Source organism: Enterobacter sp. Taxon_2 (assembly GCF_058355295.1).
On record NZ_CM178024.1, the window covers coordinates 4,107,264 to 4,125,934 of the forward strand.

At 56.0% G+C, this 18,671-nt stretch carries 15 protein-coding genes and 1 riboswitch; of the genes, 10 read left to right on the forward strand and 5 right to left on the reverse strand.

The genetic code is table 11. The features are described 5' to 3' along the window. Positions 1-99 precede the first annotated feature (99 nt). The 3 genes from tolC to AC4IC4_RS19460 all read left to right on the forward strand — a co-directional run bounded on the left by tolC (position 100) and on the right by AC4IC4_RS19460 (position 3,604). Complete coding sequence (tolC, locus tag AC4IC4_RS19450; protein ID WP_491471734.1) at positions 100-1,578, forward strand: outer membrane channel protein TolC; 1,479 nt, start codon at positions 100-102, stop codon at positions 1,576-1,578. 194 nt (positions 1,579-1,772) lie between these two features. After that, entirely contained in the window at positions 1,773-2,441 is a 669-nt protein-coding gene (locus tag AC4IC4_RS19455) for a DUF1190 family protein (protein ID WP_491471735.1), read from the forward strand. Positions 2,442-2,443: 2 nt separating this feature from the next. Further along, positions 2,444-3,604 carry a glutathionylspermidine synthase family protein gene (locus AC4IC4_RS19460; RefSeq protein WP_032650261.1) on the forward strand — a complete coding sequence of 387 codons (1,161 nt, stop codon included), beginning with the start codon at positions 2,444-2,446 and terminating at the stop codon, positions 3,602-3,604. A 93-nt stretch (positions 3,605-3,697) separates the two neighbouring features. On the opposite strand, the gene ygiD is transcribed toward AC4IC4_RS19460, so the two are convergent. Next, positions 3,698-4,486, reverse strand: a complete 789-nt coding sequence (ygiD, locus tag AC4IC4_RS19465) for a 4,5-DOPA-extradiol-dioxygenase (protein WP_491471736.1) — start codon at positions 4,484-4,486, stop codon at positions 3,698-3,700. A 196-nt stretch (positions 4,487-4,682) separates the two neighbouring features. Between ygiD and zupT the strand changes: the two genes are divergently transcribed. The 5 genes from zupT (at position 4,683) to AC4IC4_RS19490 (ending at position 10,681) form a co-directional block, all read left to right on the forward strand. Further along, positions 4,683-5,456 carry a zinc transporter ZupT gene (gene zupT, locus AC4IC4_RS19470; protein ID WP_491471737.1) on the forward strand — a complete coding sequence of 258 codons (774 nt, stop codon included), beginning with the start codon at positions 4,683-4,685 and terminating at the stop codon, positions 5,454-5,456. Positions 5,457-5,790: 334 nt separating this feature from the next. Further along, positions 5,791-6,351, forward strand: coding sequence for a fimbrial protein (locus tag AC4IC4_RS19475; protein WP_491471738.1), 561 nt, complete (start codon positions 5,791-5,793; stop codon positions 6,349-6,351). 75 nt (positions 6,352-6,426) lie between these two features. Further along, entirely contained in the window at positions 6,427-8,865 is a 2,439-nt protein-coding gene (locus AC4IC4_RS19480; protein WP_491471739.1) for a fimbria/pilus outer membrane usher protein, read from the forward strand. Positions 8,866-8,874: 9 nt separating this feature from the next. Then, positions 8,875-9,636, forward strand: a complete 762-nt coding sequence (locus AC4IC4_RS19485) for a fimbrial biogenesis chaperone (RefSeq protein WP_491472842.1) — start codon at positions 8,875-8,877, stop codon at positions 9,634-9,636. Continuing rightward, positions 9,620-10,681 carry a fimbrial protein gene (locus tag AC4IC4_RS19490; protein ID WP_491471740.1) on the forward strand — a complete coding sequence of 354 codons (1,062 nt, stop codon included), beginning with the start codon at positions 9,620-9,622 and terminating at the stop codon, positions 10,679-10,681. The genes AC4IC4_RS19485 and AC4IC4_RS19490 overlap by 17 nt, the downstream gene beginning before the upstream one ends. A gap of 45 nt (positions 10,682-10,726) precedes the next feature. Here AC4IC4_RS19490 and ribB read toward each other — a convergent pair whose 3' ends face one another. Continuing rightward, entirely contained in the window at positions 10,727-11,380 is a 654-nt protein-coding gene (gene ribB, locus AC4IC4_RS19495; RefSeq protein WP_010435670.1) for a 3,4-dihydroxy-2-butanone-4-phosphate synthase, read from the reverse strand. Between the two features lie 106 nt (positions 11,381-11,486). Beyond that, a riboswitch (FMN riboswitch) is annotated at positions 11,487-11,637 on the reverse strand. A 119-nt stretch (positions 11,638-11,756) separates the two neighbouring features. Between ribB and ubiK the strand changes: the two genes are divergently transcribed. Next, positions 11,757-12,053: a ubiquinone biosynthesis accessory factor UbiK gene (ubiK, locus tag AC4IC4_RS19500; RefSeq protein ID WP_014071796.1), complete on the forward strand. Its 297-nt coding sequence runs from the start codon at positions 11,757-11,759 to the stop codon at positions 12,051-12,053. Between the two features lie 80 nt (positions 12,054-12,133). Here ubiK and hldE read toward each other — a convergent pair whose 3' ends face one another. The 3 genes from hldE to AC4IC4_RS19515 are packed head-to-tail and all read right to left on the reverse strand — an operon-like array spanning position 12,134 to position 17,783. Beyond that, positions 12,134-13,564: a bifunctional D-glycero-beta-D-manno-heptose-7-phosphate kinase/D-glycero-beta-D-manno-heptose 1-phosphate adenylyltransferase HldE gene (hldE, locus tag AC4IC4_RS19505; protein WP_003862540.1), complete on the reverse strand. Its 1,431-nt coding sequence runs from the start codon at positions 13,562-13,564 to the stop codon at positions 12,134-12,136. Between the two features lie 40 nt (positions 13,565-13,604). Further along, complete coding sequence (glnE, locus tag AC4IC4_RS19510; protein ID WP_491471741.1) at positions 13,605-16,460, reverse strand: bifunctional [glutamate--ammonia ligase]-adenylyl-L-tyrosine phosphorylase/[glutamate--ammonia-ligase] adenylyltransferase; 2,856 nt, start codon at positions 16,458-16,460, stop codon at positions 13,605-13,607. Between the two features lie 21 nt (positions 16,461-16,481). Then, positions 16,482-17,783: a CYTH domain-containing protein gene (locus AC4IC4_RS19515; protein ID WP_491471742.1), complete on the reverse strand. Its 1,302-nt coding sequence runs from the start codon at positions 17,781-17,783 to the stop codon at positions 16,482-16,484. A 229-nt stretch (positions 17,784-18,012) separates the two neighbouring features. Here AC4IC4_RS19515 and AC4IC4_RS19520 point away from each other — a divergent pair, with 229 nt between their 5' ends. Then, positions 18,013-18,633, forward strand: a complete 621-nt coding sequence (locus AC4IC4_RS19520) for a TIGR04211 family SH3 domain-containing protein (RefSeq protein ID WP_024906484.1) — start codon at positions 18,013-18,015, stop codon at positions 18,631-18,633. Positions 18,634-18,671: the final 38 nt, after the last annotated feature.

Sequence of the window (18,671 nt, forward strand, 5' to 3'; positions counted from 1 at the left end):
CACGTAACGCCAACCTTTTGGTATGGAAGATTCTGTTAGAATCGGCAATTATTTTTTAATTAGATCAGCGCTAATACTGCTTCACAACAAGGAATGCAAATGAAGAAATTGCTCCCCATCCTTATCGGCCTGAGCCTGACGGGCTTCAGTGCAATGAGCCAGGCGGAAAACCTGTTACAGGTCTACCAGCAGGCACGTCTGGGCAACCCTGATTTACGTAAATCAGCGGCCGATCGTGATGCTGCGTTTGAAAAGATTAACGAAGCGCGTAGCCCCTTGCTGCCACAGTTAGGTTTAGGTGCAGATTATACCTACAGCAACGGTTTCCGAGACGCTAACGGCGTAAACTCCAATGCTACCAGCGCCTCACTGCAATTGACACAGACGCTGTTTGATATGTCCAAATGGCGTGCCCTGACCCTGCAGGAAAAAAGCGCGGGCATCCAGGATGTGACCTATCAGACCGACCAGCAGACGCTGATCCTGAACACGGCCACGGCGTATTTCAACGTGCTGAGCGCGATTGACGCACTCTCCTACACCGAAGCGCAGAAACAGGCGATTTACCGCCAGTTAGATCAAACTACCCAGCGCTTCAACGTGGGCCTGGTGGCGATCACCGACGTGCAGAACGCCCGTTCACAGTACGACACCGTGCTGGCCAACGAAGTGACCGCGCGTAACAACCTCGATAACGCGCTGGAATCCCTGCGTCAGGTCACCGGGAATTACTATCCTGAGCTGGCGTCTCTGAACGTCGACAGCTTTAAAACGGATAAACCGCAGGCCGTTAACGCCCTGCTGAAGGAGGCGGAAAACCGCAACCTGACGTTGCTGCAGGCGCGTCTGAGCCAGGACCTGGCCCGCGAGCAAATTCGTCAGGCGCAGGATGGCCATCTGCCAACCCTGAGCCTGAGCGCCTCTACCGGTGTCTCTGATACGACCTATAGCGGCTCTAAAACCAATACGTCCCAGTATGACGACAGCAATATGGGTCAGAATAAAGTGGGTCTGAGCTTCTCCCTGCCGCTGTACCAGGGCGGTCAGGTCAACTCTCAGGTGAAACAGGCGCAGTACAACTTTGTTGGCGCGAGCGAGCAGCTGGAAAGCGCCCACCGTAACGTGGTGCAGACCGTGCGTTCCTCCTTCAACAACGTGAACGCCTCGATCAGCAGCATCAACGCCTATAAACAGGCCGTTGTGTCTGCACAGAGCTCCCTGGACGCGATGGAAGCGGGTTACTCGGTCGGTACACGTACTATCGTTGACGTGCTCGACGCGACCACCACGCTGTACAACGCGAAGCAGCAGCTCTCCAGCGCACGTTACCAGTACCTGATTAACCAGCTGAACATTAAGCAGGCTCTGGGTACGCTGAACGAGCAAGACCTGCAAATGCTGAACAGCGCGCTGGGCAAACCGGTCTCCACCTCTCCGGAGAGCGTTGCACCTGAGAATCCTGATCAGGTTGCCGCGGTTGATAACTTCAACGCTAACAGCAACACCCCTGCTGCACAGCCCGCTGCCGCACGCACCACAGCGCCTGCCAGCAAGGGCAATAATCCGTTCCGTAACTAAGCATTGCCCGATGGCGCTTCGCTTATCGGGCCTACTGAATCGTAGGCCGGGTAAGCGCAGCGCCACCCGGCGCAAAATCACATCCGAACGTAAGCCAACGTAAAGATCCCCCTGATTCCGCCCCTCTTCGCTTCATTTTCAACCACTCATCCTCTATCCTGAGCGTTATTACCACTGGGTCCTGGAAGACAAAGATGAAACGGACAAAATCTATAAATCACGCTTCGTTCCGCAAGAGCTGGAACGCGCGTCACCTCACCCCTGTTGCGCTGGCGGTCACGGCTGTCTTTATGCTGGCAGGCTGTGAGAAAAATGACGAAACGGTTTCGCTGTATCAAAACGCAGACGACTGCTCTGCCGCAACCGGCAAAGCCGACGAGTGTAAAACGGCTTATACGAGCGCGCTGAAAGAAGCAGAACGTACCGCGCCGAAATATGCCTCACGCGAAGACTGCGTGGCGGAATTCGGTGAAGGTCAGTGCCAGCAGGCACCGGCCCAGGCCGGCACCGCACCTGAAAATCAGGCGCAGGCGCAGTCCAGCGGCAGCTTCTGGATGCCGCTGATGGCAGGCTACATGATGGGTCGCCTGATGGGCGGCGGTGCAGGCTACCAGCAGCAGCCGCTGTTTAGCTCGAAAAACCCGGCCAGTCCGGCTTACGGTCAATATACCGATGCCAGCGGTAAAGGCTACGGCGCAGCGACGCCTGGACGCACCGTGACGGTACCGAAAACGGCGATGGCGCCGAAGCCTGCGACGACCAGCACCATCACCCGCGGCGGGTTTGGTGAATCGGTGGCGAAGCAGACCAGCGTGCAGCGCAGCGCGACAGGCACCTCCTCTACTCGCTCAATGGGCGGCTGATCATGGAACGAGTCAGTATCACCGAGCGCCCGGACTGGCGCGAAAAAGCCACCGAGTACGGTTTTAACTTCCATACCATGTACGGCGAGCCATACTGGTGTGAAGACGCTTACTACAAGCTCACGCTGGCCCAGGTTGAGAAGCTGGAAGAGGTGACGGCCGAGCTGCATCAGATGTGCCTGAAGGTCGTGGAAAAGGTCATCGACAGCGACGAGCTGATGGCCAAGTTCCGCATTCCAAAGCACACCTGGAGCTTTGTCCGCCAGTCGTGGAAAACAAATCAGCCTTCGCTTTACTCTCGCCTGGATCTGGCGTGGGACGGCAAAGGTGAACCGAAGCTGCTGGAAAACAACGCCGATACCCCAACGTCCCTGTACGAAGCGGCGTTCTTCCAGTGGATCTGGCTGGAAGACCAGGCCAATGCCGGAAACCTGCCGGAAGGCAGCGACCAGTTCAACAGCCTGCAGGAGAAGCTGATCGAGCGCTTCGCCGAGCTGCGCGAGCAGTTTGGCTTCAACCTGCTGCATCTTGCCTGCTGCCGCGACACGGAAGAAGACCGTGGCACGGTTCAGTATCTGCAGGACTGCGCTGCCGAAGCGGAGGTGGCGACCGAGTTCCTCTATATCGAGGATATCGGCCTGGGTGAAAAAGGTCAGTTTACGGATACGCAGGATCAGGTGATCAGCAACCTGTTCAAGCTCTACCCGTGGGAGTATATGCTGCGCGAGATGTTCTCCACCAAGCTGGAAGATGCTGGCGTGCGCTGGCTGGAACCGGCCTGGAAGAGCATTATCTCTAACAAAGCCCTGCTGCCGATGCTCTGGGAGATGTTCCCGAATCACCCTAACCTGCTGCCCGCGTATTTTGCGGAAGATGATTACCCGCAGATGGAGAAATACGTCGTTAAGCCGATCTTCTCCCGCGAAGGCGCGAACGTGTCGATTATCGAAAACGGTAAGACGCTGGAAGCGGTTGAAGGGCCGTACGGCGAAGAAGGGATGATCGTCCAGGAGTTCTGGCAGCTGCCAAAATTTGGCGACAGCTATACGCTGATTGGCAGCTGGCTCATCAACGATCAACCGGCCGGGATTGGCATTCGCGAAGATCGCGCGCTGATCACGCAGGATCTGTCGCGGTTCTATCCGCATATTTTTGTGGAGTAAGACTGCGGCCTGATGCCCTCACCCCAGCCCTCTCCCACAGGGAGAGGGTGCACACACTAAAAACGGCAACCTGAAGTTGCCGTTTTGCTTTTATTACCCCACCTGCACCGACAGCATACTCAGACTCCCCATCTCAATCCCGTCGACCGGGATCGTAACCGGCTCCTGACCGTCCCACGCGCCAAGCACGTACAGCAGCGGCAGGAAGTGTTCCGGCGTCGGGTTAGAGAGCGAACCGCCCTCATGATCCAGATAGTTCACCAGCGGATGCGCATCAGCCGGACCCTGCCACGTCAGGTTCGCTTTAACGTAGTCATTAAAAGCGGTCGCCCATGGATATGGCGTGTTTTCACCGTGCCAGCGCGCCGTACGCAGGTTATGCACCACGTTGCCGCTTGCCACCAGCATGATGCCTTCATCACGCAGGGTTGCCAGCTTGCGGCCCATTTCCAGATGCCAGGCGGCAGGTTTGGTGCTGTCGATGCTCAACTGCACCATTGGGATATCGGCATCCGGATACATCTTAATCAGCACGCCCCAGGCTCCGTGGTCAAAGCCCCAGGCTTCTTTATCCAGCGTAACCGGAACGGGAGCCAGTAAATCAACCAGCTGTTGTGCCAGTTCAGGCGAACCCGGCGCAGGATAATGCGTATCGTACAGCGCCTGCGGGAAGCCGCCAAAATCATGAATGGTTTTTGGCGCTTCCATGGCGGTCACGCCCGTTCCACGGGTGAACCAGTGCGCGGATACCACCACAATCGCTTTTGGACGCGGCAACGTCTCGCCCAGATGACGCCAGGCACGGGTATAGACGTTGTCTTCCAGAACGTTCATTGGGCTGCCGTGGCCTAAAAACAGGGCTGGCATACGGGAAGAAGTCATGATGATATCCTTACAGAAGGTGTCAATTTAATGGTGCTACATTACGCGCAATCCGGCAAAGATGAACGCAGATAAGCGTGAAGATCATCATCAGGAAATTTGAATGTAAGGAATGTGTAAAGCCGGGGTTCGCCCCTCGCTTTGCCAGAAATGAATCATTTATATTAATGAGAATCATTATCACAAGGAGTTATGCATGTCAGTCCCCTTGATCCTGACCATACTCGCGGGCGCTGCGACCTTTATCGGTGCGATCCTCGGCGTACTTGGTCAAAAGCCCTCTAACCGCGTGCTGGCCTTCTCGCTGGGCTTTGCTGCCGGGATCATGCTGCTCATCTCCCTGATGGAGATGCTGCCTGCCGCGCTGGGCACAGAAGGCATGTCTCCGCTGCTGGGTTACGGCATGTTTGTCTTTGGCCTGCTGGGATACTTTGCCCTCGACCGTGTGCTGCCTCACGCGCATCCGCAGGATTTAATGCAGAAAAACGTGACGCCTATGCCGCGCAATATCAAGCGTACCGCCGTGCTATTAACGCTTGGTATCAGTCTGCATAATTTCCCGGAAGGGGTCGCCACCTACGTGACGGCCAGCAGCAATCTGGAAATGGGCTTTGGCATCGCGCTGGCGGTCGCCTTACACAATATTCCTGAAGGACTGGCCGTCGCCGGACCGGTATATGCCGCCACGGGCTCGAAACGCACCGCGGTGTTCTGGGCAGGTATTTCCGGGATGGCCGAAATCCTTGGAGGGGTGCTGGCCTGGTTGATCCTCGGAAGTCTGGTCTCCCCTGTGGTGATGGCTGCCATTATGGCCGCGGTTGCCGGGATCATGGTTGCGCTCTCCGTCGATGAGCTCATGCCGCTGGCAAAAGAGATCGATCCCAATAACAACCCCAGCTATGGCGTACTGTGCGGAATGTCGGTGATGGGATTTAGCCTGGTGTTATTACAATCGGCGGGTATCGGTTAGCATTAACCTGCCTCCGTGTCATACGGAGGCAGGTTTGCGAAACGTTAATATAGAGATAAAAATGCGCTATTCTGTTGTCAAAAATACGCACCTCATAAATAATATTATTTTATAGAAATAAACTTATAAAATTCAATAATTATACTATCTAAGCTCACCATATAAATTGTCAATTTAAGCCGTTACTTATAATCAAAATGAATTATATATTAATATAATCTTAAAATGGCTTTAAGCTACGATAATCGCATCCCTCCACCGCTCTCCCGTATACTCAACGTGCGTTCTGAAATTAATATTCAGAGTATGAATTCGTTTGAAAAAGGATATTTTCATGTATATGGGTAAAAAAGTTCTGTTAGCCGTTGCTATGGCTGCCATCGTATCGGGTTCTGCCTTTGCTGACGACCAGGGCTCAGGCAAAATCAAATTCAAAGGTGTAGTCATTGATGCCCCTTGCAGCATTGCACCAGACAGCGTTGATAAAGAAGTCGATCTCGGTGAAGTGACCACGGCCGTCATCAACGCCAACAAAAAGTCTACCGCTGTTCCGGTGGATATTAACCTGGAAAACTGCCAGCTTGACGATCCGGCAGATGAGACTGACACGCCAATTACCAAAGTCGATGTTACTTTCACCAGCGCAGCAACAGACGCGACCGACACCAGCCTGATGACAAACACCTACGCAAGTGGCGCACAGAACGTGGGCGTTCGTCTTCTGGATAATGCCGAAGCCAACATTACGCTGGGTGCGGCTAACGAAGTTGATCTGCTGGCAGGCTCCACCACGCAGACGCTGCACTTCAAAGCGTTAATGGAAGTCCTTGCAGGCAAAACCGCGACTGCGGGTCAGGTTGAAGCCACCGCTAACTACGTTCTGGCGTATAAGTAATAACTTCGCGTCACAGTATAAACCGGCTGGCATTTAATGCAGCCGGCATTCTCTTTTTTTCTGAGTAACAGGACGATGACATACAAATTACAATGGATAATTATTATTACGTCCCTGTTAATGACGAAAATTTCCTTCGCGACCGAATTTAACATTAATGCTATTGATAAAGATCAGCGCGGTAGCGTTGACTTATCTCTCTTCAAAGATCAAATAGCCGTAATTCCAGGTAACTATTTCGTTACGGTTTCCATTAATGATATTCCCCTGGCAAACGGCTGGCAGCTTCGATGGCGAGACATTAATAATCAGGTACAGGTCTGTATTCCACCTGAATTGGCCGATACCTTTGCTCTGCAGGAAAACATTCGCAGCGCCCTGCCAGAAAAAGAGGGGTGCATTGATTTTTCTTCCAGACCCGATATTACGTTTACCTTTGACCAGGCCAGCCAGACGCTCAAGGTGACCATCCCTCAGGCATGGCTACAGTACCGTGCCGCAGACTGGATGCCGCCATCCACCTGGGACAACGGCGTACCCGGCGTATTGCTGGATTACAACCTGTTCGCCAGCCATTACCAACCCAATAACGGCTCAGGCACGGACAACGTCAACACCTACGGTACCGCGGGTGCAAATATGGGTGCGTGGCGTTTACGCAGTGATTATCAGTATACGCAAACGCATACTGATGCCGGTACTGAACATGACGGGCGCTTTTCACGCGTTTATATGTTCCGTCCTCTGCCCTCGCTCGGGGCAAAATTAACCCTGGGTGAAACGGATTTCCAGTCTGCTATTTTTGATGCGTTCACCTATACCGGTGCATCCCTGATTAGCGATGAGCGCATGCTGCCGTGGTCGCTACGCGGTTACGCGCCACAAATTACCGGGATAGCGCAAACTAACGCCACGGTCACCGTCAGCCTTGCCGATCGCGTGATTTACCAGAGCAAAGTCCCGCCAGGTCCCTTTGTGATTCAGGATCTTAACCAGTCTGTTCAGGGCACGCTGGACGTCAAAGTGACGGAAGAAGACGGGCACGTCAGCACCTTCCAGGTGTCGGCAGAATCGGTGCCGTTTTTAACCCGAAAGGGTCAGGTTCGCTACAAGCTGGCGACCGGGAAAGCGCGCAAAGACGCTTCGCATGACGTTGAAGATAACGCGTTTCTGAGCGGTGAATTCTCCTGGGGGATGCTGTCACAAACTTCTCTCTATGGCGGTACGCTCGCCGATGGCGACCATTATCGGTCCGTCGCCGCCGGCATTGGACAAAACATGGAGTACCTGGGTGCCCTCTCTTTTGACGTCACGCAGGCGACCAGCCAGTTGCCCGGTCAGAATAGCCAGACGGGCTACAGCTACCGCGTCAACTACAGTAAACGTTTCGATACCACAGGCAGCCAGCTTACGCTCGCCAGCTATCGCTATTCAGACCCACAGTTCCTGAGCTACGCCCGTTTTCTGGATAATGACAATAACGATCGGCAGTCAGAAAAACAGACGCTCAGCGTGACGGCAAGCCAGTACATTTCGGCGCTATCGCTCAACCTCTATGTGAATATTCTGCGTCAAACCTGGTGGAACGACTCGCCGTCCACCACGGGCAGCGTGACCGCAGGCTACAACTTTGACTTAGGCCGCTGGAAAAACCTGGGCGTCACCCTGTCATGGAGTAAAACACACTATCAAGACGAGAACGATGATACGCAGTTCTATCTCTCACTGAGCGTACCGCTCGATCCCGATCATCGTCTGAATTACGACCTGCGAAATAGCGACAACCTGAGCCAGAACGTATCGTGGTATGACACATCAGATCGCAATAATACCTGGGGCGTTTCCGCGGGCACCGAGAGCGAGAAGTCAGATGCTGGGGCACAGGTGAGCGGCAACTATCAACATTATTCCCCTTATGGCGATCTGAATCTCTCAGGGAGCTATAAGGCTAATGAATACAATTCCCTGAGCGCCAGCTGGAACGGCTCCTTCACCTCGACGGCGAAAGGTGCCGCCCTGCACCGGCGCAGTTACGGTAATGAACCGCGCGTGATGGTCAGTACCGACGGCGTAGGCAACATCCCGCTGAACATGTCGCGGGATGAAACCAACCGGTTTGGCATTGGCGTTTTACCCTCGATTTCCAGCTATTCGCCCTCCAGCGTGCAGGTCAATATGAACAACCTGCCCGATGGTGTGGACGTGGACACCCGCGTCGTCACCTCAACCTGGACGGAAGGGGCGATTGGATACCGTCAGATTGCCACGCGTGCCGGCAGTGATATTGCAGGCATCTTACGCACCGCTTCCGGTACGCCGCCGCTGGGCGCGGTAGTTCGCCTGCTGGAAAACGATAAGCAGATTGCCATGGTCGCCGATGACGGCCACGTCTGGCTCGGTGCCGTAGAGCCAGAACAGCAGTTCCGCGTGACGTGGGGAGACAATCAGCAGTGTCGCTTCTCGTTACCTTCACACCTTGAAAACAGTATGCAGTTGATACTGCCATGTCAGTAAGAAATCATGATGAAATTAACCCCACTTAAAAGCCTGTGTCTGATGCTGGCCGGCACAGCATTCGCCACCCACGCGGCCGTTAACCTGGACCGCACGCGCATTGTCTTCCCGGAAAGCGACAAAGCCAGCAGCCTGAAGGTTGAAAATCAGAGTAAGGCGTTACCTTATCTGGCGCTCTCCTGGATTGAAGATGAAAAGGGTCGCAAAGAAGACACGCACTTCATGGCGCTTCCTCCGATTCAGCGCATCGAAGCGGGCTCCGCGTCGCAGGTCAGGATCGTTAAGCAAGCGTCCACCGGCCAGTTGCCGAAAGACAGAGAATCCCTGTTCTACTTCAACCTGCGCGAAGTACCGCCAAAAAGCAGCAGCGCCAGCGAGGAACACAGCGTTATGCAGGTCGCGATGCAGAGCCGCATCAAACTGTTCTGGCGTCCTAAAGGCATTACCAAAAAGCCCGGCGAGCAGTCGGAAATGCGGATGGAAATATCAGCCAGTGCGAAAGGGCTGACCGTGCATAACCCCACGCCCTATTACATCACCCTCGCGTGGCTCAGCAAGAATGCAAAGACCATGCTGCCGGGCTTCGACAGCCTGATGATCGCGCCTTTCGCAACGGCAACGACGTCTACCGGTGATTACCACGGCAATTATTACAGCATCGGTTACATCGACGATTACGGGGCTCTGAAAAAAATCGACGCACAGTGTGCAGGAACAGCGCCGTGCAAGCTCACCGAACGGAAGATCGAAAAAGATGCAAAAACTCGTTAACGCACTGTTTATGTCGCTGCTTTTAATGCTGCCGCTAAAAGAGGCTCTGGCGCTCGATTGCTACCTGGGTGGCTCCGGCGGTCCCGTTGAAGAAACCAAAACCATCTCGCCGTTTGCCATCCCCAGCAATGCGCAGGTGGGTGAGAAAATTTGGGAGTCGGATGACATTAAAATTCCTGTGACCTGCGACCACAACGTCGTGAGTAGCTTTGAACCAGAGGATGTTTACGCCTGGGTCAACCCTTATCCCTCCGCAACCGACCCCTACTACGAGCTCGGTGTTACTTATGAGGGGGTGGATTACGATGCGACTGGCCAGCCTAACGGGATCGATACCCGTCAATGTCTGGATAATAACAGCATCACTATCTACACCCCGCAGCAGATTCGGGATATGGGGTGGGAAAACCGCATCTGTTCCGGTAATCCGGATGATATTCACACGTCACGTACCTTTATCGCGCGCCTGCGCTTGTATGTAAAAATCAAAGCCGTACCGCCGCACGGTTACGTAAGTTCGCTGAGTGATTACATCGTCGTCCAGTTTGACGGAAAAGGCGGTGTTAACCAGATGGCGGATGCGAAGAACCTCAAGTACCACATTAACGGTCTGCAAAATATTACCGTTCTGGACTGTGGGGCGACGTTCAGCATTTTCCCGGAGAATCAGGAGATCGATTTCGGCACCTTTAGCGCTCGCGATATTGTGAATCAACAGACGCGTAAACGAACCTTTTCGGTGAAGACAACGAAGGTGCAGGATGCGCAGTGTTCAGATGGCTTCAAAATGGACTCGTCGTTCTATACGACTGAATCACTTGATCAAGATGACACCGCGCTGCTCATCGGGAATGGCTTACAGCTGCGCATACTTAATGGAACAGAACCTTACACGTTCAACCATTACGAGGAGTATGCTGATTTTACCGGCAGTACATTGCAGTACGAACAGAACTACACCGCGGAGCTCTCACCGATCCCTGGGAAAGCGATTCAGTCCGGGCCATTCGAAACGGTGGTGCTGTTTAAGATCAACTATCACTGAATACAAAAAAGCCGGGTTTCCCCGGCTTTTTTCATATCAGCAATTTCAGCTGGCTTTGCGTTCGTGCGCCTGGCGATACTCCACCAGATCTTCAATCGTGACCACTGGCATGTTGTGCAGACGCGCAAAGGTGATGCACTCCGGCGCGCGCGCCATGGTGCCGTCATCGTTGGTCAGTTCACACAGCACGCCCGCAGGTTTGAAGCCCGCCAGCGTCACCAGGTCGATGGTCGCTTCGGTGTGACCGCCGCGGGTCAGGACGCCGCCCGCCTGCGCGCGCAGTGGGAAGACGTGGCCTGGACGATGCAGATCGGATGGCTTCGCACCGTCAGCAATGGCGGCACGTACGGTGGTCAGGCGGTCAGCCGCAGACACACCGGTGGTCACGCCATGCGCCGCTTCAATGGTCACGGTAAAACCGGTACCAAAGGCGCTGGTGTTGTTTTCGACCATCATCGGCAGCTCGAGCTGCTTACGACGATCTTCGGTAATACACAGGCATACGATGCCGCTGCCGTGACGGATGGTCAGCGCCATCTGTTCAACGGTCATGTTTTCGGCGGCGAAAATCATGTCGCCTTCGTTTTCACGGTTTTCATCGTCAAGCACCATTACACCGCGGCCTTCGCGCAGTGCGTCCAGTGCATGTTCAACACGTTGAGTTGAAGTGCCAAAAGAGGAAAGTAGCGTCTGATTCATGGTAAAAAAACCTCATTAACATTATGGTTACCAGAATCAGGGCAGTCTTAGGAGCGCCGTATAAGCGGCAAAAAGATAACGTGAGCGGGCCCATGCCCGACTGGATCGTTACTCTCTCCCATCCGGACTCTAACCGTCGGCCCCGGAATTACACCGGATCTGCTGACCTTTGAGTTTTCACCCAAAGCGCTCGCGGGCTTTCAGCGTCACGCTGATTTACCGCCGGTGGGGAATTTCGCCCCGCCCTGAGAATAAGCGAGATAACTATAACGCTATTGATTATCCTGGGCAATGCATAAGCATCAAACAATTTTGTTTACCCCGGGCATGACGCGCTACAATGGACACTGACACCTTTCCATCAAGGGAAACGACAATGATTGACCCGAAGAAAATTGAGCAAATTGCGCGTCAGGTTCATGAATCCATGCCAAAAGGCATTCGTGAATTTGGTGATGACGTTGAGAAGAAAATCCGCCAGACGCTGCAGGCGCAGTTGGTTCGCCTTGATTTAGTCAGCCGTGAAGAATTTGACGTGCAGACCCAGGTTCTGCTGCGCACCCGCGAGAAGCTGGCGCTGCTGGAACAGCGTCTGACCGAGCTGGAAAACCGCAATGCGCCGGAAGAAGTGAAGCCAGCACCGGCCATTCCACCGGTGGATGACCAGGAGTAAGTGCGGCCTGATGCCCTCACCCCAGCCCTCTCCCACAGGGAGAGGGTGAAAAAATAAACGGGCCAGCTGGCCCGTTTTTTTTACTGACTGTCTTTCTGGATCTTCTTGATGATGTTGGTGGTGGAACACCCGTCCTCAAAGTTGAGCACCATCACTTCACCGCCATTGGCCCAGACCTCTTCGCTGCCCGCGATTTGCTCCGGCTTGTAATCCCCGCCTTTTACCAGCAGATCCGGCAGAATACCGGCAATCAGACGCTGCGGTGTGTCTTCTTCAAACGACACCACCCAGTCCACGGCTTCCAGCGCGCCGAGCACGATCATCCGCTGCTCAAGCGGGTTCACCGGACGCGTTTCACCCTTCAGGCGTTTCGTCGACGCATCGCTGTTGACCGCCACAATCAGGCGATCGCCCAGCTTGCGCGCATTCGCCAGATAGGAGACGTGGCCCGCGTGCAGGATGTCAAACACACCGTTGGTCATCACCACTTTCTCACCGCGCTTGCGCGCGGCGGCGACGGCCACTTTAAGCTCGTCTTCGGTCATGACGCCAAAACCGGTGTCCGCACGGCCGCGCACCGCGTTTTCCAGCTCGATTGGGGAAACGGTTGAGGTACCGAGTTTACCGACGACCACACCCGCCGCGGCGTTAGCGAAGTAGCACGCCTCTTCCAGGGAGTTTCCTGCGGCCAGCGTCGCCGCCAGCACGCCGATCACCGTATCACCGGCACCGGTCACGTCGTACACTTCCTGCGCCTGGGTTGGCATATGCAGCGGCGCCTTGCCCGGCTGCAGCAGCGTCATCCCCTGCTCGGAGCGGGTCACCAGCAGCGCGGACAGCTCAAAGTCAGCAATGATCTTCATGCCGCGCTCAACCAGCTCTTCCTCGGTTTTGCACTTGCCCGCCACAGCCTCAAACTCGGAGAGGTTTGGCGTCAGCAGCGTCGCGCCGCGATAGCGCTCAAAGTCGGTGCCTTTCGGGTCGATCAGCACCGGCACGCTGGCTTTACGCGCCAGCTGGATCATCGTCTGCACGCTCGCCAGCGCGCCTTTCGCGTAGTCGGACAGCACCAGCGCGCCGATATTGCCCAGCGCCTGGTTAATGCGCTCGTGCAGCGGCTCGGGATCAACGCCTTCGAACCCTTCTTCAAAGTCGAGGCGGATCAGCTGCTGGTTGCGAGACAGCACGCGCAGCTTGGTGATGGTCGGGTGGGTCGGAACCGAAACGAAGTCGCACTTCACGTTCACGTCCGCCAGCGACTTACTCAGCGCGCGCGCCGCATCGTCGATGCCGGTCAAGCCCACCAGACGCGAGTGCGCGCCCAGAGAGGCAATGTTCATCGCCACGTTTGCCGCGCCGCCGGGACGCTCTTCAATGGTGTCGACCTTTACCACCGGTACCGGTGCTTCCGGAGAGATGCGGCTGGTCGGTCCATACCAGTAGCGATCCAGCATCACATCCCCAACAACCATTACCCCAGCACGTTCAAACTCTGGCAGTGTTACTTTCATTCCTGACTCCAGAAAGATTCACAATTTGCGCGCGATAATATCACACTTGATTTGTTACGCACGGTTCCACCAGCCACTTCTGCCAGCTGGCCGTTACCTGAGCGCGTTCAGCAGTGAAACAGTCCAGCGCCACGTGCCCCGGTTCCTCCTGCAGCGCCAGGTGATGAAGCTCGTCGCGCAGCGTGGTGTAGGCGCGGGTTAAGGCCTGCGCCTCCTGTTCGTCCATGATGTCGTTTTGCGCCAGCAGTTCCAGAATGCGCACGTTATCCGACCAGCGCGTCAGCTTCGGCTTGTCGTGGGCGTGGAGCAGCACCAGATACTGGGTAATGAACTCAATATCGGTGATCCCGCCCTCGTCGGCTTTAATATCAAAGCGATCGCGGTGTTTATTGCCGAGATGCGCGCGCATTTTCTCGCGCATCTCGCGCACTTCGGTCTGCAGCGTACTGCCCTCACGCGGGGTGGTCATGACGTCCTTACGGATGGCATCGAACTGCGTTTTGAGCTGCGGATCGCCATACACCACGCGAGCGCGCACCAGCGCCTGATGTTCCCACGTCCAGGCTTCATTCTTCTGGTAATCGGCGAAGGATTCCGTTGAGGTCACCAGCATGCCCGCCGCGCCGGACGGACGCAGGCGCGCATCGACTTCATACAAAATGCCCGACGAGGTGCGGGTGCTGAAGAGATGCATGATGCGCTGCGCGAGGCGCAGGTAGAACTGACGCCCGTCAATCTCGCGCTCGCCGTCGGTCATCACGTCAACCGGGCAGTCGTGCAGGAAGATTAAATCCAGATCGGAGCTGTATCCCAGCTCCCAGCCGCCAAGCTTGCCGTAACCGACTACGGCAAACCCTCGCCCCTCACGGTCAGCAAGGTGCTTCGGCTGGCCGTAGCGGGCCACCATCTGCACCCACGCCTGCTGCACTACCGCGTCGATGATCGCCTCCGCGAGCCAGGTTAAGTGATCGCTCACTTTCATCACCGGCAGCGTTCCGGCGATGTCCGCCGCCGCCACGCGCAGCATCTGGGCCTGCTTAAACTGGCGCAGCGCCTCCAGCTGCTGCTCTTCGTCCTCTTCCGGCACGCGCAGCAGATACTGACGCAGCTCGTCCCGGTAGGCATCCGTCGCCGTGGGTTGATACAGGGTGTTCGGGTCGAGCAGTTCATCCAGCAGCAGCGGATAGCGCGCCAGCTTGTTGGCCACCATCGGCGAGGCGGCGCAAAGCGTAATCAGATGCTTCAGCGCCCCCGGAAACTCGCTCAAAAGCTCCAGATAGGTGGTACGCGTGATGATCCCACTCAGCAACGGCATCATGCGCGACAGCGGCACCGGCGCATCCGCCCGCGAGCAGACCTCGCTCAGCAGGTGCGGCATCAGGTGATCCAGCACCTGACGGCCGCGCGGGCCGATGGCGCGCTTGTTCAGCTCAAGACGGAAATCAGCGATCAGCGCCACCACGCGATGCCGGGCATCGTCACTCAGGTGCGCCAGCACGGGGGTCGTGTCATCTTCCTGCAGCGCATCCTGCCACAGCTCGCGCCAGTGCTCGGAAAGCGCATCGTCCTGCGATTCGCTTTCGTCATCACCGATCAGTTCGTTAAAGATGCGGCGCACACCTGCCATATGGGCATCGAGCCGTTCGGTCAGCGTTGACCAGTCGTCCACGCGCATCCCCCAGGCCAGACGCGCCCGGTTAAGGTCATCCCCCGGCAGGGTCTGGGTCTGTTCGTCGTTGATACTTTGCAGCAGGTTTTCCAGACGACGCAGGAACAGATAGGCCTCGCGCAGGGTTTGCGCGTCGCCGTCCGGCAGCAGGTGCAGCTGCTCGATGGCGCTCAGCGTCGGCAGCAGCGAGCGGGACTGCAGGGACGGCTCACGCCCGCCGCGAATCAACTGGAAGACCTGGACGATAAATTCGATTTCGCGAATGCCGCCCGCGCCAAGCTTGATGTTGTCCTTCAGCCCACGACGGCGAACCTCACGGGCGATCATCCCTTTCATATTGCGCAGGGACTGGATGACGCTGAAGTCGATATAGCGACGGAACACGAACGGGCGCAGCATGGTGCGTAGCTCGTTGGCGTAGGCGTCGTCGCTGTCGCCCATGATCCGCGCTTTAACCATCGCATAACGCTCCCAGTCGCGTCCCTGCTCCTGGTAATAATCTTCCAGCGCGGCAAAGCTCAGCACCAGCGGGCCGCTGTCGCCAAACGGACGCAGGCGCATGTCTACACGGTAAACAAAACCGTCCTGCGTGGGCTGATCCAGCGCCTTAATCAGACGCTGACCGAGACGGGTAAAGAACTGGGCGTTGTCCAGCTCGCGACGGCCGCCGCGCGTGGAGCCGTTCTCGGGCCAGGCAAAAATCAGGTCGATATCGGAGGAGAAGTTCAGCTCGCAACCGCCCAGCTTGCCCATCCCCAGAATCAACAGCGGCTGAGGAACCCCTTCCTCGCTGCACGGCGTGCCCCACTCTTTACAGCAGGCGGCGTAGAGCCAGTCGCGCGCGGCGACAATCAGCGTTTGCGCCAGCTCGCTTAGCTGCTGCAGCGTACTCTCTTCGCTCACCAGCTCCAGCGCCTGCGCCCAGGCAATGCGCACCATCACCCGACGGCGGAACTGACGCAGGACGCGCATCAGCGTCGTCTCATCCGCTACGTCTTCGAGTGCGGTCTGCAGCCAGCCGGCGTAATGCCGCCACTCGTCCGCCTGCGGCGGCGCGTTCTCAAGCTCCACCAGCCAGTCCGGGTAGGCGGTGATGCTTTCCTGCACAAAATCACTGAAGGCGAGTACGCTTTTCGCCTGCTCGCTTAACGATGACGCCGGTAATGACTCAGGCAGACGTTCGCAAACGGTCTGCCACTGCTGCTGTAACGGTGAAGAAAGCGGCATTCTAGGGGTTCCTTGCCAGAGTTAACGTTTTCCGCTGTGCAGCCAGAACGGCTCCTGCGAAATGGCCTCGTTACGGAAATGCTCAATCTCAATATGCTGGCGGGTTTCGATGGCATGCTTCAGCCCCTGCCAGTTTTCCAGCCAGGCCTGGGTTTTAACGCCGTCATAAGCGCCGGAAAGCAGCAGCATGCTGTCGATGTTGCGCGACAGACGGGGAAGCTGATCGCCATACTTATCGCCGAGCGGATAGGCAAAGGTGCTCTTCAGTTCAGCGGCATGACGGGAAAGATGAATATCCGCAAAACGCTTGAAGTTTTCCGCGATTTTGGCCTCTGCTTTCGCATCCAGGAAGGCGCGCCAGCCGCGCGTCACCAGAAACTCGGTCAGCGCCAGTTTTGCCGTGGCGGCTTGCGGGCTGTAAATCGCCGTTTGCGCCGAGACATCGGAGAGCATCAGCGTTTCGGTCTGCGTCAGCAGGTCACGTAAGTGAGCGCTCGCTTTGCGAGGAACAATACCGCCGAACAGCGCAAGGGTATGGCGCACCAGAGCAATCGCCGCCAGCACGTGGGATTTGGCGTTTTTCACATTCCGCACCCACAGCTCTTCATGGTATTGCCACTGAGAAAGCGCCAGCTCCAGCGCGGCTTCCAGACCCTGTTCTATGCTGGCTTTCGGCGCAACGTGCAAAATGGTCGTCTCTTTCAGCACGCGCGGCGCATTTCCGGCGGCCAGATGGTAACCTCGCGCGGCTTTACTCAGGCTTCCCTGACGTAATCCGGACTGGTTTACCAGCTTGCGCGCCAGCTTCAGCACGTCATTTGCGTCCCCTTCCAGCAGCTCAAGCTCCAGTTCGCAAATCGGTTCCTGGAACTCACCCGCCTTCACGTCCCCCAGATCGAGGGCAATTTCGATGCGGCTTTTACCTTCCGTCACCAGCCATTTTTCGCGCCAGAAATCGGTGCTGAACAGCGGCTGCACCTGTTCCGCCAGCGTGGAAGGCAGCTCGCCTTCCGGCCAGACTTCCGCCGGAAAACGTTCCAGCTCAAGTTCTGGCTTGCTGATGTCGATATTGTATTCCGGGCGCTGATGTAAGCCGCCGACCACGCGGCCGGCAATTTTCATCGTCATCTCGTAGCGCCCGCCCGCGCCGCGGATACGCAGCCCCATATCGTGGCGGCGCAGCCAGTTGTCTGGCGTTTCGTAATAGATATTAAGCAGTTGTACCGGTGCATGGTGTTCGCCGGAAAGCGTATGCAGATGCTGGCGGAGTGCGTCAACGCTGTCTTTTTCGACGATAAACTTTAATTCGATTTCTTGTGCCATAGCCTTGTACTTTTGCGTGCGTCACAGACGCGTCAATGAGGGCGAACTTCCTCGCCATTTGTTTGTCAGTACATAGTATTTTGCGCCAAATTGCCATGCAATGAGCAATTTGTCGGGCGTAAATGTGTAGAGTCGTGACACAGATGATTCTGATTGCTGACGAATGCTTTGCGTAGAGACACTGTTGCCACTACTATCGTTCCACTATTTATGAAAATAACGACTAATGATGCTTAAATTACGCCTGATTGGACTTACTTTACTCGCTTTTAGCGCCGCAACCGCCGTGCACGCTGAAGAAAAGCGTTACGTTTCTGACGAACTGAACACCTGGGTACGCAGTGGCCCCGGAGATAATTATCGCCTCGTGGGCACGGTAAATGCCGGCGAGGAAGTCACCCTGTTACAAACCAATGCGGACACCAATTACGGTCAGGTTCGCGACAGTACCGGTCGTACTTCCTGGATCCCGCTGAAAGAGCTGAGCACCGTGCCAAGCCTGCGCACGCGCGTGCCGGATCTGGAAAACCAGGTGAAGACCCTGACCGACAAGCTGAACAACATCGACGGCACCTGGAACCAGCGCACCGCTGAAATGCAGCAGAAAGTGGCGCAAAGCGACGGTGTGATTAACGGCCTGAAAGAAGAGAACCAGAAACTGAAAAACGAGCTGATTGTCGCGCAGAAGAAAGTGAATGCCGCCAACCTGCAGCTCGACGACAAACAGCGCACCATAATCATGCAGTGGTTTATGTATGGCGGTGGCGTGCTGGGCGTGGGTCTGGTACTGGGTCTGGTCCTGCCGCATCTGATCCCAAGCCGTAAGCGTAAAGACCGCTGGATGAACTAATTCGTCTTCTCTGCCAGACTTACGTATCATTCTGGAAA

What these genes read in the sequence shown, in the direction of transcription:
- ribB (WP_010435670.1), bottom strand. Translation starts at nt 11,380, where the DNA reads ATGAATCAGACGCTACTTTCCTCTTTTGGCACTTCAACTCAACGTGTT.
- AC4IC4_RS19475 (WP_491471738.1), top strand. Translation starts at nt 5,791, where the DNA reads ATGTATATGGGTAAAAAAGTTCTGTTAGCCGTTGCTATGGCTGCCATC.
- AC4IC4_RS19490 (WP_491471740.1), top strand. Translation starts at nt 9,620, where the DNA reads ATGCAAAAACTCGTTAACGCACTGTTTATGTCGCTGCTTTTAATGCTG.
- ubiK (WP_014071796.1), top strand. Translation starts at nt 11,757, where the DNA reads ATGATTGACCCGAAGAAAATTGAGCAAATTGCGCGTCAGGTTCATGAA.
- AC4IC4_RS19485 (WP_491472842.1), top strand. Translation starts at nt 8,875, where the DNA reads ATGAAATTAACCCCACTTAAAAGCCTGTGTCTGATGCTGGCCGGCACA.
- AC4IC4_RS19515 (WP_491471742.1), bottom strand. Translation starts at nt 17,783, where the DNA reads ATGGCACAAGAAATCGAATTAAAGTTTATCGTCGAAAAAGACAGCGTT.
- hldE (WP_003862540.1), bottom strand. Translation starts at nt 13,564, where the DNA reads ATGAAAGTAACACTGCCAGAGTTTGAACGTGCTGGGGTAATGGTTGTT.
- glnE (WP_491471741.1), bottom strand. Translation starts at nt 16,460, where the DNA reads ATGCCGCTTTCTTCACCGTTACAGCAGCAGTGGCAGACCGTTTGCGAA.
- AC4IC4_RS19480 (WP_491471739.1), top strand. Translation starts at nt 6,427, where the DNA reads ATGACATACAAATTACAATGGATAATTATTATTACGTCCCTGTTAATG.
- tolC (WP_491471734.1), top strand. Translation starts at nt 100, where the DNA reads ATGAAGAAATTGCTCCCCATCCTTATCGGCCTGAGCCTGACGGGCTTC.
- AC4IC4_RS19455 (WP_491471735.1), top strand. Translation starts at nt 1,773, where the DNA reads ATGAAACGGACAAAATCTATAAATCACGCTTCGTTCCGCAAGAGCTGG.
- AC4IC4_RS19520 (WP_024906484.1), top strand. Translation starts at nt 18,013, where the DNA reads ATGCTTAAATTACGCCTGATTGGACTTACTTTACTCGCTTTTAGCGCC.
- AC4IC4_RS19460 (WP_032650261.1), top strand. Translation starts at nt 2,444, where the DNA reads ATGGAACGAGTCAGTATCACCGAGCGCCCGGACTGGCGCGAAAAAGCC.
- zupT (WP_491471737.1), top strand. Translation starts at nt 4,683, where the DNA reads ATGTCAGTCCCCTTGATCCTGACCATACTCGCGGGCGCTGCGACCTTT.
- ygiD (WP_491471736.1), bottom strand. Translation starts at nt 4,486, where the DNA reads ATGACTTCTTCCCGTATGCCAGCCCTGTTTTTAGGCCACGGCAGCCCA.